Origin of the sequence: Providencia sp. PROV114, assembly GCF_032704305.1 — a bacterium.
Lineage (GTDB): Bacteria > Pseudomonadota > Gammaproteobacteria > Enterobacterales > Enterobacteriaceae > Providencia > Providencia rettgeri.
This window is the reverse complement of sequence record NZ_CP120528.1, coordinates 755,390-770,849: the sequence shown is the minus strand read 5'-3', so window position 1 is coordinate 770,849 and position 15,460 is coordinate 755,390. Positions and strand designations below refer to the sequence as shown.

General features: G+C 42.8%; 15 protein-coding genes. 6 read left to right on the top strand and 9 right to left on the bottom strand.

Annotated elements, in window-relative coordinates; translation table 11 throughout:
* Positions 1–41 precede the first annotated feature (41 nt).
* On the top strand, positions 42–434 hold the full coding sequence (gene caiF, locus P3L37_RS03250; RefSeq protein ID WP_004914580.1) for a carnitine metabolism transcriptional regulator CaiF: 393 nt from the start codon (positions 42–44) through the stop codon (positions 432–434).
* Positions 435–512: 78 nt separating this feature from the next.
* On the opposite strand, the gene caiE is transcribed toward caiF, so the two are convergent.
* The 6 genes from caiE to caiT all read right to left on the bottom strand — a co-directional run bounded on the left by caiE (position 513) and on the right by caiT (position 7,612).
* The gene (gene caiE, locus P3L37_RS03245; RefSeq protein ID WP_109911885.1) at positions 513–1,106 is read right to left on the bottom strand and encodes a carnitine operon protein CaiE; all 594 of its coding nucleotides are present in this window, start codon (positions 1,104–1,106) and stop codon (positions 513–515) included.
* 23 nt (positions 1,107–1,129) lie between these two features.
* Positions 1,130–1,915: a crotonobetainyl-CoA hydratase gene (caiD, locus tag P3L37_RS03240; RefSeq protein WP_004914585.1), complete on the bottom strand. Its 786-nt coding sequence runs from the start codon at positions 1,913–1,915 to the stop codon at positions 1,130–1,132.
* Positions 1,916–2,002: 87 nt separating this feature from the next.
* Entirely contained in the window at positions 2,003–3,562 is a 1,560-nt protein-coding gene (gene caiC, locus P3L37_RS03235; RefSeq protein ID WP_004914587.1) for a crotonobetaine/carnitine-CoA ligase, read from the bottom strand.
* A gap of 71 nt (positions 3,563–3,633) precedes the next feature.
* Positions 3,634–4,854, bottom strand: coding sequence for an L-carnitine CoA-transferase (gene caiB / locus P3L37_RS03230; RefSeq protein WP_094961956.1), 1,221 nt, complete (start codon positions 4,852–4,854; stop codon positions 3,634–3,636).
* A gap of 63 nt (positions 4,855–4,917) precedes the next feature.
* Entirely contained in the window at positions 4,918–6,060 is a 1,143-nt protein-coding gene (gene caiA / locus P3L37_RS03225; protein WP_004905499.1) for a crotonobetainyl-CoA dehydrogenase, read from the bottom strand.
* A 34-nt stretch (positions 6,061–6,094) separates the two neighbouring features.
* Entirely contained in the window at positions 6,095–7,612 is a 1,518-nt protein-coding gene (caiT, locus tag P3L37_RS03220) for an L-carnitine/gamma-butyrobetaine antiporter (protein ID WP_117162857.1), read from the bottom strand.
* A 511-nt stretch (positions 7,613–8,123) separates the two neighbouring features.
* Between caiT and fixA the strand changes: the two genes are divergently transcribed.
* From fixA to P3L37_RS03195, 5 genes are all read left to right on the top strand, one after another.
* Positions 8,124–8,894, top strand: coding sequence for a putative electron transfer flavoprotein FixA (fixA, locus tag P3L37_RS03215; protein ID WP_109911882.1), 771 nt, complete (start codon positions 8,124–8,126; stop codon positions 8,892–8,894).
* 11 nt (positions 8,895–8,905) lie between these two features.
* A complete protein-coding gene (locus tag P3L37_RS03210; RefSeq protein WP_109911881.1) occupies positions 8,906–9,847 on the top strand; it encodes an FAD-binding protein in 942 nt (313 codons plus the stop codon).
* A gap of 54 nt (positions 9,848–9,901) precedes the next feature.
* Complete coding sequence (gene fixC, locus P3L37_RS03205; protein ID WP_117162858.1) at positions 9,902–11,188, top strand: FAD-dependent oxidoreductase FixC; 1,287 nt, start codon at positions 9,902–9,904, stop codon at positions 11,186–11,188.
* Entirely contained in the window at positions 11,185–11,472 is a 288-nt protein-coding gene (fixX, locus tag P3L37_RS03200; RefSeq protein WP_004914610.1) for a ferredoxin-like protein FixX, read from the top strand. Before fixC ends, fixX begins: the two co-directional genes overlap by 4 nt.
* A gap of 80 nt (positions 11,473–11,552) precedes the next feature.
* The gene (locus tag P3L37_RS03195; RefSeq protein WP_231136785.1) at positions 11,553–12,878 is read left to right on the top strand and encodes an MFS transporter; all 1,326 of its coding nucleotides are present in this window, start codon (positions 11,553–11,555) and stop codon (positions 12,876–12,878) included.
* A 406-nt stretch (positions 12,879–13,284) separates the two neighbouring features.
* Here P3L37_RS03195 and pgpA read toward each other — a convergent pair whose 3' ends face one another.
* From pgpA to nusB, 3 genes are all read right to left on the bottom strand, one after another.
* Positions 13,285–13,803, bottom strand: a complete 519-nt coding sequence (gene pgpA, locus P3L37_RS03190) for a phosphatidylglycerophosphatase A (RefSeq protein WP_109911879.1) — start codon at positions 13,801–13,803, stop codon at positions 13,285–13,287.
* Between the two features lies 1 nt (position 13,804).
* Entirely contained in the window at positions 13,805–14,788 is a 984-nt protein-coding gene (gene thiL, locus P3L37_RS03185; protein WP_272667454.1) for a thiamine-phosphate kinase, read from the bottom strand.
* A gap of 243 nt (positions 14,789–15,031) precedes the next feature.
* Positions 15,032–15,448, bottom strand: a complete 417-nt coding sequence (gene nusB, locus P3L37_RS03180; RefSeq protein ID WP_004914619.1) for a transcription antitermination factor NusB — start codon at positions 15,446–15,448, stop codon at positions 15,032–15,034.
* Between the last annotated feature and the right edge of the window lie 12 nt (positions 15,449–15,460).

Below are 15,460 nucleotides of genomic sequence, written 5' to 3'. Positions count from 1 at the left end.
TTTTATTTAGCCAATTTTAATAAATAGATTTGGGAGCGCTTATGTGTGGACAATATATTAATGAACCCTTGTATTTATCTATCGCAAACTGGGTAATGAAACAAGGCCATTGGACTACAGCTAGAGAAATATCTAATCACTTTGATATTCCGCATCCTAATGCTGTCAATATTGTTTCTTATATTTTATCTGATGTTGCTGAAATTCAGTGTGAAGTAAAAATGATCCCAAATAAATTATCGGGACGAGGCTGCCAATGTCAGCGGCTTATTAAAGTTAAGAAAATTGATAACCAGCTTTATGCTCGTTTAAGAAGCCATCAAACTGAAAAAGTCACTATCGATTCCCCAATGAAAGCGGCCTCTATGCCACCAAGTGAATTAAATCGAGAGCAAAAATGGCAATGGATGCTATCAAAAGCACAACGTCGTTAAACTTATTTTTCAGTTTTATACCAATAAAAAACGCAGACTTCACCATCTGCGTTTTTTATTTTACGGCCTTTTAGTGAATCACTGGCCCTTAGGTTTTACATCTGTTGTACCAAATAATTTGGGTCGATTAACTTCAAGCTCTGTCAGCGGTTGGGTTTCCTGTAATTGTTGATGATATCGGCCTGCTAAGTCTTGATATTCTTTCGTATTTAACCGTTTCCAATGCAGTTCTTCATCAGTTACTGAGCGTAAAAAGCGCGCAGGACTTCCGACCAACATCTGACGATTTTCGCCTTGAAAACCGGCCTTAACAAAACTCATCGCAGCAACAATACTTTCCTCACCAATCACTGCGCCATCCATAACGACACTGTTCATTCCGACCAAAGCATCACGGCCAATAATGCATCCATGTAAAATAGCTCCGTGGCCTATATGCCCACATTCATGGACAATGGTTTCGACATCACTATAGCCATGCATAATGCAGCAGTCCTGAATATTTGCCCCTTTTTCTATGATCAAGCGGCCATAATCCCCACGTAAAGAGGCATTCGGCCCAACGAAAACCCCTTCACCAATAATCACATCACCAATCACTACCGCTGATGGGTGAACATATGCAGTAGGATGAACAACCGGGATAACACCTTCAAAAGCGTAAAAACTCAAAATTCACCTCACTGCTAGATTAATTAGCGACCTTTCCAGTTTGGAGAACGTTTCTCAGAGAAAGCCAATGGCCCCTCTGTGGCATCTTCGGAATGAAGAACCGCAGGATATTGAGTCAGTACACCACTGCGCATTAATTTATAGCCCTCTTCGACAGTAAGCTCTCCTGTCGCGCGGAAAATTTCTTTTAGAGCAGCAACTGCTAATGGCGCACTTTGCGTAACTTGTTCTGCAAGTTCACGGGCTTTATCCATCAGACTCTCAATAGGCACTACATCGTTAGCTATTCCCCAACGTAAAGCTTCTTGTGCATCCATTCTTCTGCCTGTCATCACCATTTCATTCACGATTGGCGCAGGTAAAATTTTAGGTAAACGTAAAACCCCCCCGCTATCTGGAACAATACCGAGCTGAGCCTCAGGTAATGCAAAACTGGCATTTTCAGAACAAATTATCATATCTGCCGCTAAAGCCAGTTCAAAACCGCCACCAAATGCATATCCATTCACCGCCGCAATAACAGGTTTGTTTAAATTAAAAATTTCAGTCAAACCGGCAAAGCCACCTGGGCCAAAGTCAGCATCAGGGGCTTCACCTTCTGCCGCCGATTTTAAGTCCCAGCCTGCAGAGAAAAATCGCTCTCCTGCCCCTGTGATAATTGCAACACGCAACGAAGGGTCATCGCGAAAATTAAGGAAAACCTCCCCCATTTTGAAACTGGTTTTTGCATCTATTGCATTAGCTTTAGGTCTATCGAGTATGATTTCTAAAATAGCGCCATTTCGGGTAATTTTTAATGATTCGCTCATAATATAATCCTTTCTTCGTCGTGCAGTGACGCTTCAGGTTGCAGGTATGCAGCCCGAAATGTATGCAAAATTAATCACGTTTGTCGATTATTGCAGATGTTTTTTCAATACTTTTCCAGAGCAGTTACGCGGTAAATCTTTACGTACCTCAACACACGTTGGCACCTTAAATTTCGCCATTTGTTTTTCACAAAAAGCAAAGAACTCTTCCTGAGTTAAGGTTTCCCCTTCTTCAAGCACAATAAAAGCTTTAATCGCTTCATCTCGGATGTCATCCGCAACGCCGATCACTGCTACATCCACAATGGCAGGGTGTGAGGCAATAATATTTTCAATTTCACTGCAAGAGACATTTTCTCCACCGCGTTTGATCATATTGCTGCTTCTATCGACAAAATAGAAAAAGCCATCTTCGTCTTGGTAGGCAAAGTCCCCCGTGTGCATCCATCCCGCTTCATCAAAGGTTTTTGCGGTCGCTTCAGGGTTGTTGTAATACTCTTTAAAAAGGGTTTTACCACGCTCACCTTTCACACAGAGCTCACCAATAACCCCGGCACCAACACGCTGGTTATTTCTATCCCGAATTTGAGCCTGATAACAAAAACCCGGGCGACCAATGGACGGCCAGCGACGCATATCGCCAGGCCGGTCACCAATCAAACCAACAATAGTCTCCGTCATTCCATACGAAGTTAAAAACCGCTTCACCCCAAAACGGGCCATAAACTGGTCGCGTTCTTCTTCACTTAAATTGAGGTAAAACATGGCTTCTCGTAAACAATGATCTTTTTCGTTATCCGCCAGCGGCTGGCTTAATAATGTGCGGATCATCATGGGGATAAGTTCGATGACAGTCGCTTTGTATTTCACCACTTGTTGCCAAAAACGGCGTGCGCTGTATTTCTCTAATAACACAAACGTTGCACCGACAGAAAATGCAGCCATAGAAGCTGTACATTGGCAGTCAATATGAAAAGCAGGCATGACTGTTAAATAAATATCATCAGAGCGTAAGCTGTTTTGCCAAGAAGAGTAATAACCGGCAAAGCGGAGGTTATAGTGGGTAATAATTACCCCTTTAGGCTTCGAGGTCGTTCCAGAGGTAAATAAAATCTCGGCCGTATCATCGACACTCAATTCAACAACCTGAGTCAATTGCGTATGTTGTTGTGACTGTTCAAACCAAAAGTCAGAAATATGCTCTACGGGTTCAATTTGTGTGTCTGTAATCAAAAAAATATGTTTTAGACTTGTCGCTACGTCAGCGAATACTTGTTGATAAATATCTAAGAAAGAGGAACGAGTGACTACCATTTTGGGTTGGCAGTTCTGCATGATCCAAGCACTTTCATTGTATTTATAACGCGCATTAATTGGGACCATAATCGCCCCAATTTTAGCCAAGCCAAACCAGCAAAAGAAAAATTCCGGGCAATTATCTAAATGTAAAGCCACTTTATCGCCTTTTTGAATGCCATAGGCTAAAAAGAGATTGGCGGTGCGATTAATGTGCTGGTTCATTTCTAAATAGCTGAACTTGCTAGTTTTTCCATCGCAGGATTCAAAGATAAGCGCCTGGCTGTTTCCATGGGTTAACGCTAAATCATCCCACATTTGACGCAAATTTTGTTTACCGATTACATCCATTAATTGTTACCCATCATTTCCCTGATGAATACTCAGCTCAATAGTCATCATTGACCTGAGTACCCATTCAATTAATCAACTATTTTGGCTAGCCCTTTATCGACTAACCCCCGAATATCAGTTTCGCTGTATCCAATATTTTTTAAGATATCTGTCGTGTCCATACCGTGTGATGGCATGCCTCGCCAAATTTGTCCGGGGTTATTTTTGAATTTAGGCATGACGTTAGGACCACGACAGGTTTTTCCTTCCATTGTTTGCCAACTGGTAATAGATTCGCGTGCAATGTATTGAGGATTGGTTTCTAACTCAGGAATAGTAAGGACTTTGGCGCTAGCAATATTCAATTCCGCGAGTCTTGCTAACACTTCATCAATCGAACGTGAACCTAGCCATTCATCGAGTTTTTCTTCAACTAAAGGCCCATAAGGGCATTCCACACGGTGAATTAACTGTGTGCCTTCCGGTATTTCTGGTGTACCTAACAGATGCGCCAACCCAATATCTTTAAAAATTTCCTGAATTTGCGTGATACCAACAATTTCCATCACGATATAGCCATCTTTACAACTATATAGGCCACAACCTGCGTAATAGGGGTCTTTCCCTTTTGTCATACGTGGGCAGATCTCTCCACCATTGAAGTAGTCCATCATGAAGTATTGCCCCATACGCAACATCACTTCATACATAGCAACGTCAATGCTTTCACCTTTTCCAGTCTCACGTGCTTTATACAATGCAGCCAGTGCGGCAGTTGTCGCCGTCATGCCAGAAAAATAGTCTGCGGTATAAGGAAAAGCCGGCATTGGCTGGTCTTTATCACCGTTTTGAATCAGATAGCCGCTGAAGGCTTGAGCAATGGTGTTATACGCTGCGAGGTTGGTATATTGTGGGTCACCGTACTGCCCAAAACCGGATAAGTGTGCAATGACCAGTTTAGGGTTATGTTCCCAAAGTACTTCGTCCGTGATACCACGACGAGCAAATGCGGGGCCTTTACTCGCTTCAATGAAGATATCGGTTGTTTCCATCAGTTTTAGAAACGCGTCACGCCCCTCATCTTTGAAAATATTCAATGATAACGCACGTAAATTACGCCGTGATAGCTGTGGGTAGTTGGGTTGAACGCGAATAGTGTCTGCCCAGGCGACATTTTCTATCCAGATCACTTCAGCGCCCCATTCTGCAAACATTTGCCCTGCAAATGGGCCAGCAATTTCAATTCCTGAAAATACCACTCTAACCCCAGCTAGAGGGCCAAATTCTGGCATAGGTAGATGCTCTGCCATGTTCTTATCTCCTGTGAAGCAGGGTTGGCCTTCTCTTGAAAACCATCCCATTACGTTCAGTTATTAGCGGTATTGTTTCAGTACGCTACGGCCTAATGTCAGTATTTGCATTTCATCTGAACCACCTGATACGCGATCCACACGAAGGTCACGCCAGAAACGGGCAATTCGGTGCTCACCTGCAATTCCTACACCACCGAGTACTTGCATCGCAGAGTCCACGACTTCAAATGCCGCATTTGCACAGAAGTATTTACACATTGCTGCATCACCAGAGGTGATCAATCCGTTGTCACTCTTCCATGCAGTTTCATATAACATGTTGCGCATTGAATTGAGCTTGATCGCCATATGTGCAAATTTTTCTTGAATTAACTGAAAACGACCAATGGCTTCACCGAATTGAACACGCTGGTTAGCGTAACGCGCCGCATCTTCGAACGCACACATCGCGGTACCATAGTTAGTTAATGCCACTAAGAAACGCTCATGGTCGAACTCTTCTTTTACACGGTTAAAACCGTTACCTTCGCGGCCAAACATGTCTTTTTCATCCAGTTCGACGTTATCAAAAGTAATTTCACAACAGCTATCCATGCGTAAACCCAGCTTTTCAAGTTTATTCACCTTGATACCTGGTTTGCTCATATCTAAGAACCATTCGGTGAAAACAGGTTTGTCTGGTGAATCCGCATCGCGACTCATCACCACAATGTATGGTGTGTAAGCACTACTGGTGATAAAACATTTACTACCGTTCAAATACACTTTGCCATTACGGCGTTGGTAGGTGGTTTGTAGGCTACCAACATCAGATCCTGCACCCGGTTCAGTGATCGCCGAGTTCCACATTTGTTTACCCGTACCACGGAACGCCATGATTTTGTCAATTTGCTCTTGAGTTCCTTCTCTAAGCACCGTATTAAAACCGCCCGGTAATTGATACAACACATAGGTTGGTGCACCTAGGCGACCAAGCTCCATCCATACCGCAGCAACGGTGATAAACCCTGCATCTAAGCCGCCATGTTCTTCTGGGATCAGCAGGTTATCGATTTCCATATCCGCTAAGGCTTTGACAAAGCGTTCAGGATATTTACTGTCTCGGTCACATTCGGCGAAATAGCTTTCCCAGTTTTCACTGGCCATCAGTTCACGGATCCCTGCGACAAACAGTTCCTGCTCATCATTCAATCTAAAATCCATATCAATAACCTCTTACATGTTGTTTTTGAATAAATTAGTCATTTTTCCAATGCACTTTGGCATCTTTAATAAAGGAGAGCGTTACCATGATGTTGACGAAAAAAAGTGGGCATCCTCCGGCAATTATCGCGGTTTGAATTGGTTTTAATCCGCCTAAAGCCAGCAAGACAATGCCGATAACGCCAACTAAGACAGACCAACCAATGCGCACTAATAACGGTGGCTCATCGCCATCTTTAACTGCGCGACAAGTTGACATCGCAAGTGTGTAAGAACACGCGTTGATCAGTGTCACCGTGGCGATAAAGCAGAGGATGAAGAAGCCCCAAATTGTTACAGTGCTCAAAGGTAAAGCCGCCCATGTTTCAATGATGGCGCGTGCGACGCCGAACTCTTCGATCAGCTTTGGAATGTTAATAATGTTTTGGTCTACCAGTTGTAGGGTATTACTACCTAATATTGTCCAAATTAGCGTAGTTCCTGCCGTCAAGCCTGCTACCATACCGATACACAGCTCACGGACGGTACGGCCTTTAGAGATACGTGCGAGGAAAATACACATTTGGATGGCATAAATTACCCACCACGCCCAATAGAACACGGTCCAACCTTGTGGGAAACCGCCTTTGCCGACTGCATCTGTATAGAACAACATGCGTGGCATATACATCATTAGAACCCCGATAGAATCGGTAAAATAGTTCACAATGAAGCTAGCGCCGCCAACAATAAATACCCATCCCAGCATCAAGAAACTCAAGTAGCTACGGACGTCACTGGCGATTCTCACCCCTTTTTGCAAACCAAAAGCCACACAAATTGCATTCAGGATGATCCAGCAGAAGATAATGATGGCATCGAGCTCAAGAGTATGAGGAATTCCAAACAAGTATTGAATACATTCGGTAACCAGCGGTGTCGCTAGCCCTAAACTCGTCCCCATTGCTAAAATCAATGCGACCAAGTAAAAGTTATCAATAATGGTTCCAAACCAGCCATTTACGTGTTTCTCACCCACTAATGGAACCAGCGTACTACTTGGGCGAATAACATCCATTTTACGAACGAAGAAAAAGTAACCAAATGCGACCGATAAGAAGCTATAAGTCGCCCATGGGAGCGGTCCCCAGTGGAATAAGCTATAGGCTAACCCGATATTTTTCGCTTCATTTGAATAAGGCTCAAAACCAAATGGAGGCGCAGATACATAGTAGAATATTTCAATCGAACCCCAGAAAAGTACGGCGGCTGAAGTACAAGATGCGAACATCATGAAAATCCAGCTTGCTCGGCTAAACTCAGGTTTTTCTTCCCCTAAGCGCTTCTTCGCATAAGGCCCTAAAATCAACCAAAACCAGCCACCAAACATGACAACCATATACCACTCAAATGCCCAGCCCCACACATTGGTGACATAGCTGAAAACTTGGTTGATAACTTCATTTGACGCATCTAAATCACGAACAGTTAACCAACACAGTAGTCCAACAATGATCAACGGCGGAAAAAAAACCTTCGGTTCTATCCCACCTTTTTTATTTTCTTTGCTCATAGTTCGGTCCCAATTTATTATTTAATATATAAGTTTTAAAATAGATATTATTCTCATTACCTAATATCTATATGCATTTAAAACTTATATTTATTATTAAATCCCAACAAACCTAATTAAGTATTAATTCAAATTCTATCCAAATCATGTCTAGTCCCCATAAACAATTCTGTTATTAAGGTCACAATATTATTCGTGATAAATAATTGTTATTAACTTTAATAATTAAAACACCAATAAATACATAGAGATAAAATATTGTGTAACGTTAATGTTATTAAATACCTTCAGTATTGGTGATTCCAGTAGCAATATTGAACATTTCATTGATAACTAGATGATTTTTACAGTATTGGTGAGTAGGGTATCAGTATGAATATTTAAACCCACTTTAATTTAAGGTTTTCAATATTGGTGACTTAGGTTTTATTTTTAAATATCCAGTTCATGATAATTATATAATCCGAAACCGAAACGGATCATATTTATTAATATTATTTTAGGAGATGTAATGAATATTATTACATGCTATAAATCTGTTCCTGATGAACAAGATATTATTGTAAATAGCGCAGATGGTTCTTTAGATTTTTCACGTGCCGATACCAAAATCAGTCAATATGATTTAAATGCAATTGAAACCGCTAATCAAATAAAAGCACAGCAAGCTGACAGCAAAGTGATTGCGTTAAGTATTGGTGGTAAAGCACTCACGAATATGAAAGCACGTAAAGATGTGCTATCGCGTGGCCCAGATGAGCTCGTTGTTGTGATTGATGACCAACTTGAGCATGCACTTCCCCATCAAACTGCCATTACCCTTGGTGCAGCGGCACAGAAAGTGGGCTTCGATTTAATTATTTGTGGTGATGGCTCCGCAGATCTCAATGCACAACAAGTGAGCATTTTATTAGGTGAAACGCTGCAAATTCCTGCCATCAATGGTGTGAAAAAAATTGTTTCCATCACAGCTGATACGGTCATTGTAGAACGTGAGCTAGAAGATGAAATTGAAACGCTATCCATGCCATTACCGGCCATTATCGCTGTAACCTCCGACATTAACGTTCCTGTTATTCCTTCAATGAAGGCCATTTTAGGTGCCGCTAAAAAACCCGTCCAAGCTTGGACGATGGCAGATATTGGCTTAGATAACGTTGCCGCATTATCGTCTCAATCTATCGCCGCGCCGAAACAAAAAGTCCGCCAGCGCGTCATCATTGAAGGTGATGGCGATGACCAAATTGCGCAATTTGCTGAACATTTAAGAAAAATTATTTAATCGGAGGAGTTATGAGCAAATTATCAACCGTTTGGGTATTTAGTGATATGACTTCTCGCTTACCTGAACTTATCGGTGGTGCCCTCTCGCTTGGCGAGCAAGTGAATGTTTTTGCCCTTGATGAAGCACTAAGCGCACAAGCTTTCCAACTTGGCGCTTCGCAAGTCTTTCTATTAACAGGTAAACCCGATGACCGCATTATTGAAGACTATGCGGACACGATGGTTTCCACCATCAAACAACAAAGCGATAACGGTTTACTGTTGTTACCAAATACCCGCAGAGGAAAATTACTTGCAGCGCGCTTAGGCGCGAAACTACAAGCCGCGGTTTCCAATGATGCCGCCGCAATCACAATTGAATCTGAAAAACCGCTGATTAAACATATGGTTTATGGTGGCTTAGCCTTCGGCCAAGAGACCCTAGATAGCGCATTTTCAATTGCAACCCTTACCTCTGGTACATTTGAAGCAGCCCCAAGTGATGCATCACGTAGCGGCACAGCTCAAGCTACACAATGGGTCGAACCAAAACAATCTATTGTACGTACCTCGATTCAGAAAAAAGCAGGTAACTCAGTGGAATTAGACAAGGCACGCTTAGTTGTCAGTGTCGGGCGAGGTATTGGTAGCCAAGAAAACATTGCGATTGCCAAAACGCTTGCCGATACCATCGGTGCTGAAATCGCTTGTTCTCGCCCAGTCGCAGAAAATGAAAAATGGATGGAACATGAGCGCTATGTGGGTATTTCTAACTTAATGCTCAAACCTGAACTTTATCTTGCCGTCGGCATTTCAGGGCAGATTCAACATATGGTCGGTGCGAATGGCGCACAAACGATCGTCGCAATCAACAAAGATAAAAACGCCCCTATTTTCCAATTTGCAGACTACGGGATCGTTGGCGATCTGTTCAAAATCTTACCTGCGTTAACGCAACAACTGGCGAAATAAACTCAATAACAGTGAGGCATTTTCCTCACTGTTTTCGTGACCTTTGGAGAAACTATGTCCGATGATATTTTTGATGCAATCATTGTAGGCGCAGGTCTAGCTGGCTCTGTAGCTGCATTGGTGCTTGCCCGTGAAGGTGCGCAAGTTCTCCTAATCGAAAGAGGAAACTACGCGGGCGGCAAAAACGTAACAGGTGGGCGAATGTATGCCCATAGCTTAGAACGCATTATTCCAGGCTTTACCCAAGAAGCGCCTATTGAGCGCATGATCACACGCGAAAAACTGTCATTTATGACCGAAACTGGCGCTGTTACAGTTGATTTCCAAAATGGCTCAGAACAAAGCCCTGATGAAACGTCTTGGTCTGTACTACGCGGTAAATTAGATCCATGGCTAGTTGAACAAGCCGAAAATGCTGGTGCACAGTGTATTACGGGTATTCGAGTTGATAAGTTAGTTGAACGTGATGGCAAGGTAGTTGGTGTTGAGGCTGATGGTGATGTACTTGAAGCTAAAGTGGTCATTTTAGCGGATGGCGTCAACTCACTGCTGGCTGAACAACTTGGCATGACTAAACGCGTCAATGCAGAACATGTCGCTGTTGGTGTAAAAGAGCTCATTGAACTACCAAGAGATGTTCTAGCTAACCGTTTTAACCTTAAAGACAAAGAAGGTGTTGCTTGGCTATTTGCTGGCTCACCAACCGATGGCTTGATGGGCGGTGGGTTCCTCTATACCAATGAAGATACCGTTTCACTCGGCTTAGTTTGCGGCCTACACCATATTAAAGATGCTAAAAAATCTGTTCCGCAAATGCTTGAAGACTTTAAACAACATCCGGCTGTTGCACCTTTGATTGAAGGTGGAAAAATGGTCGAATATGCCGCGCACGTCGTCCCTGAAGCGGGTTTAAAAATGCAATCCGAATTGGTTCGTGATGGTGTATTAATTGCTGGTGATGCCGCGGGTATGTGTATGAATTTAGGTTTTACTATTCGAGGTATGGACTTAGCCGTTGCTTCAGGTGAAGCGGCAGCAAAAGCGGTACTTAGCGCAATGAAAACTGACGATTTCAGCAAACAAAATTTAAATCAATACCTCACACTGCTCAACGAAGGCCCACTGCGGGACATGAAAATGTACCAAAAAATGCCTGAGTTTTTGGATAACCCGCGCATGTTTTCTGCTTACCCAGAAATGGCGGTTGGTATTGCAAAAAAACTCTTCACGATTTCAGATGAAGCTCCTGTGCCTTTACGTAAGACCATGTTACAACACGCGAAAAAAGTGGGCTTTATGAACTTGCTCAAGGATGGAATTAAAGGAGTCAGAGCAATATGAGTAATCCAGTCAACGTTGATGTCAAACTCGGTATTAATAAATTTAATGTCGATGAAGAAAACCCGCATATTGTGATAAAAGAGCATCCAGATATGAATGTGCTCGACACATTAACTAAAGCTTGCCCTGCGGGATTATATAAAAAACAAGAAGATGGCTCAGTACGTTTCGATTATGCCGGCTGTCTCGAATGTGGAACCTGCCGCATTCTTGGCTTAGATAGTGCATTAGAAAAGTGGGAATACCCACGCGGCACTTTCGGTATTGAATTTCGTTACGGCTGATTTATTTAGCATCGCTCTCGAAGCTAATAACTTCGAGAGTTTTCAAGCGTTTATTTGCGCTGATCAGGGACACACCCATAATGAAACCAAAAAGTTTTGATGATATTCAATTTTCCTCCGTTCACCGACGGATCATGCTGTGGGGTAGCGGTGGGCCTTTTCTGGATGGTTATGTATTAGTCCTGATCGGCGTTGCATTAGAACAACTCACCCCCGTATTAAGTTTAAGTAGTGAATGGATTGGCTTATTGGGCGCTGCAACATTGGCAGGCCTATTCATTGGTACTTCTCTATTTGGCTATATTTGTGACCAAGTCGGTCGTCGTAAAATGTTTTTAATTGATATTGTTGCCATTGGTGCCATTTCAGTCGCGACCATGTTTGTCTCAACACCGATGGAGCTGCTTATCATGCGGTTCTTAATCGGGATTGTAATAGGTGCAGACTACCCAATTGCAACGTCAATGATCACCGAATTTTCCAATACCAAACAACGTGCATTTGCTGTCGGGTTTATTGCAGCAATGTGGTATGTCGGTGCCACCTGTGCCAATCTCGTCGGCTATATGCTATATGACGTGGAAGATGGCTGGCGCTGGATGCTTGGTAGCTCAGTGATCCCCTGTATTATTATTTTGATTGGTCGTTTTGATTTACCTGAATCACCTCTTTGGCTGATTCGCAAAGGGCGCGTTAAAGAATGTGAAAAAATGATGGAAAAGTTATTTGGCCAACCCGTAATATTTGAAGCCGAAGAACAACAAAAAACACACTTTCTTCAATTATTCACTAAGAGGCATTTTTCTTTCGTCCTATTTACCGCCATTATTTGGACCTGCCAAGTGATCCCGATGTTTGCAATTTACACCTTTGGACCACAAATCGTTGGGCAGTTGGGGTGGGATCAAGGAAAAAACGCTGCACTCGGTAACGTAGTTATCAGCTTATTCTTTATGCTAGGCTGCTTACCTGCGATGTATTGGCTGAATAAAATGGGACGGCGACCATTATTGATTGGTAGCTTTGCCATTATGACCCTCGCACTTGCCATACTTGGGCTATTTTCAAACCTTGGTATTTGCCTTGTGATTATCATGTTTGGGATTTACGCTTTTTTCTCAGGGGGACCCGGTATTTTACAATGGCTTTACCCTAACGAACTGTTTCCAACCGATATTCGCGCATCCGCCGTTGGGGTCATTATGTCTATCAGCCGTATTGGCACTATTTTTTCAACATGGGCATTACCGCTATTTATCACTAAATACGGTGTCAGTTCGGTGGTATTGATGGGTGCAGGCGTTTCTTTGCTTGGACTGATCGTTTCGATCCTATTTGCACCAGAAACCAAAGGCTTAACCCTAGCACAAACCTCAGTGATGGGTATTCGGCGCAAAAAGACATAAGAGAAGTAAAAGAAGTTACTACGATAAACAATCACATCAAATACGCTAAATAATTCGTGCTGCACCAAGGCAGCAAGAGAAACTAATCCCTAGGAGCATAGGAGAGTATGTGACTAGGGTAACGCAGTGGCAGTAAGAAGTATAACGCGTATTTATACGCTAAATAGTTCAGATTGTAGGTAGGCGGCAAGCGAATAAGACCCTAGGAGCATACACAAGTATATGACTAGGGCGAATAAGCGAAGCCAACACTCCTACAATTTGAAATATGACGCGTATTTATACGCTAAATAGTTTGTGTTGTGGCTAGGCGGCAATCGAGGTTATCCCGATGAGCATACACAAGTATGTGATTCGGGTAACCAAGTGCGGCCAACAACGCCACAGCGCAAAATATGACGCGTATTTAGTTGGTAGAGAATGGCATGATGTCATACCATACCAACAACCAAATAGTCACATAAGCAAAAATCGCCGCAATAATATCGTCAATCATGATGCCAAAACCGCCACTGACTTTTCGGTCAAAAATCCGTATCGGCCATGGCTTCCACATGTCATAAATGCGGAAAATAAAGAAGGCGGTGATGACCCATTCATAATCAACAACTGGGATCGCCATGAGAGTAATCCACATCCCGATAAATTCATCCCAAACAATGCTGCCGTGGTCATGAATTTTCATATCATCGGAAGTGCGCTGACAAATTAAGCAACCAATCCAAAAACCCGCGATAATAAGCACCCACAGGCTCCAAATTGGCATGTTGGCCATTAATAACCAGAAAGGTATCGCAGCAAGAGAGCCCATTGTGCCTGGCACAATAGGTGAAAGGCCGCTACCAAATCCTGTAGCCAATAAGTGCCAAGGATTACGCATATTCAGCCGTTTTTTTGCTTCTGCTTTTTCTTGGCGACTAGCCATTCTATGCACCTTCCGAAACAAAATGATCGAAACCTTTTAGGTTTACATCAACTTCTTGGTTATTGCAAAAGTAGCTAATTCCTTCAGACTGCGGCTTAATTTGCCCAATACACGTAAAGCCTGAGCCTGTGTGTGCAAGTGCCATCTCTAGCGCTCCACGGTTAATTTCAGGAACGGTAAAGCAAAGTTCGTAGTCTTCACCACCACTCAAAGACCATAAACGCCCTTGTTCGATACTACAACTTTGTTTCAACGCTTCTGATTGAGGCAATGCATCTAAATTAATGCGCGCACCACAACTGCTCGCTTTCAAGATGTGGTTGAGATCAGAAACTAAACCGTCAGAAATATCAATCGCAGAAGAAGCCAGGTTTCTCAATGCTTGGCCTTGTAAAATCCGTGGCTGTGGACGTAAATGGCGCGCAATTAGCCATTCTTGATGTTCTACATTTTTAACATTCAGTTTATCTTGTAAAATAGCAAGGCCAGCAGCGCTATTACCGAGAGTCCCCGTTACATAAATCCAATCGCCATTACGCGCCCCCGCACGGGACATCGCTTTGCCGTTTGGCACTAAGCCATGAACCGTGTAGGTCAAGCTCATAGGGCCTCGGGTTGTATCACCACCAATTAATTGCATGCCATAATAGTTAAGCTGTTCAAACAAACTATCACTAAAAGATTGTAACCAATCACAATCAACACAAGGCAATGTAATTGCCAAAGAAACCCATGCAGGGTCTGCGCCCATCGCTGCGAGGTCACTTAAATTAGATGCTAATGATTTATAAGCAAGATCAGCTGGTGAAATGGTTGGTAGGAAATGAATACCAGAAACGAGAGTGTCAGTGCTTACAGCAAGTTGCTGTTTTTCTGGAATGGTCATCAACGCACAGTCATCCCCAATACCGATATTAACATCACGTCGGTTAGTGGTTTGACGGTTAAAATAACGCGCGATGAGGTCAAATTCGCCATATGACATGGTAGATTTTCCGTTTTCGCTATATCTATTTTCGTTTAAGACGAAGCAAATAATTTACACCCTAATAATTCAATAATAGGTAAATAGCACTGAATTGCTAACCTGAAGAGTCTATCTAATTGGCTGCAATTATTCTTCGCTCACCGGCCATTGAAATATCGCGAGCATATAAACACAAAGGTAGACTGGAACCCAGGCTACCTATTTATTACCGTAGTGCTACAGGAGGGAACCCTGATATTATTATTTTTTACGGCGTACCGCAGGTGCAGCTTTGTCTAATACACCGTTAACGAATTTATGGCTATCTTCTGCGCCAAAAACTTTCGCTAATTCAATACCTTCGTTGATTGCGACTTTATAAGGTACATCTTCACGGAAACTTAATTCAAACATGGAGACGCGTAAAATCGCTTTTTCTACCTGCCCTAACTCTTCGAGCTGACGAGATAAATAAGGCGCCATCTGTTGATCTAGTTTTGTTGCGTTAGTCGCAACACCTGATAACAGTTCACGAAAATAGTTTACGTCGACGTCTGACATGTCCTGTTCAGCAATAAACTCATATTCGACTTCAGCAATTGGATTGCCAGATAATTGCCATGAATAAATGGCTTGTACAGCACACTCACGAGCGCGGCGACGAGCAGCAGGTTTCACAAGATTCCCCTT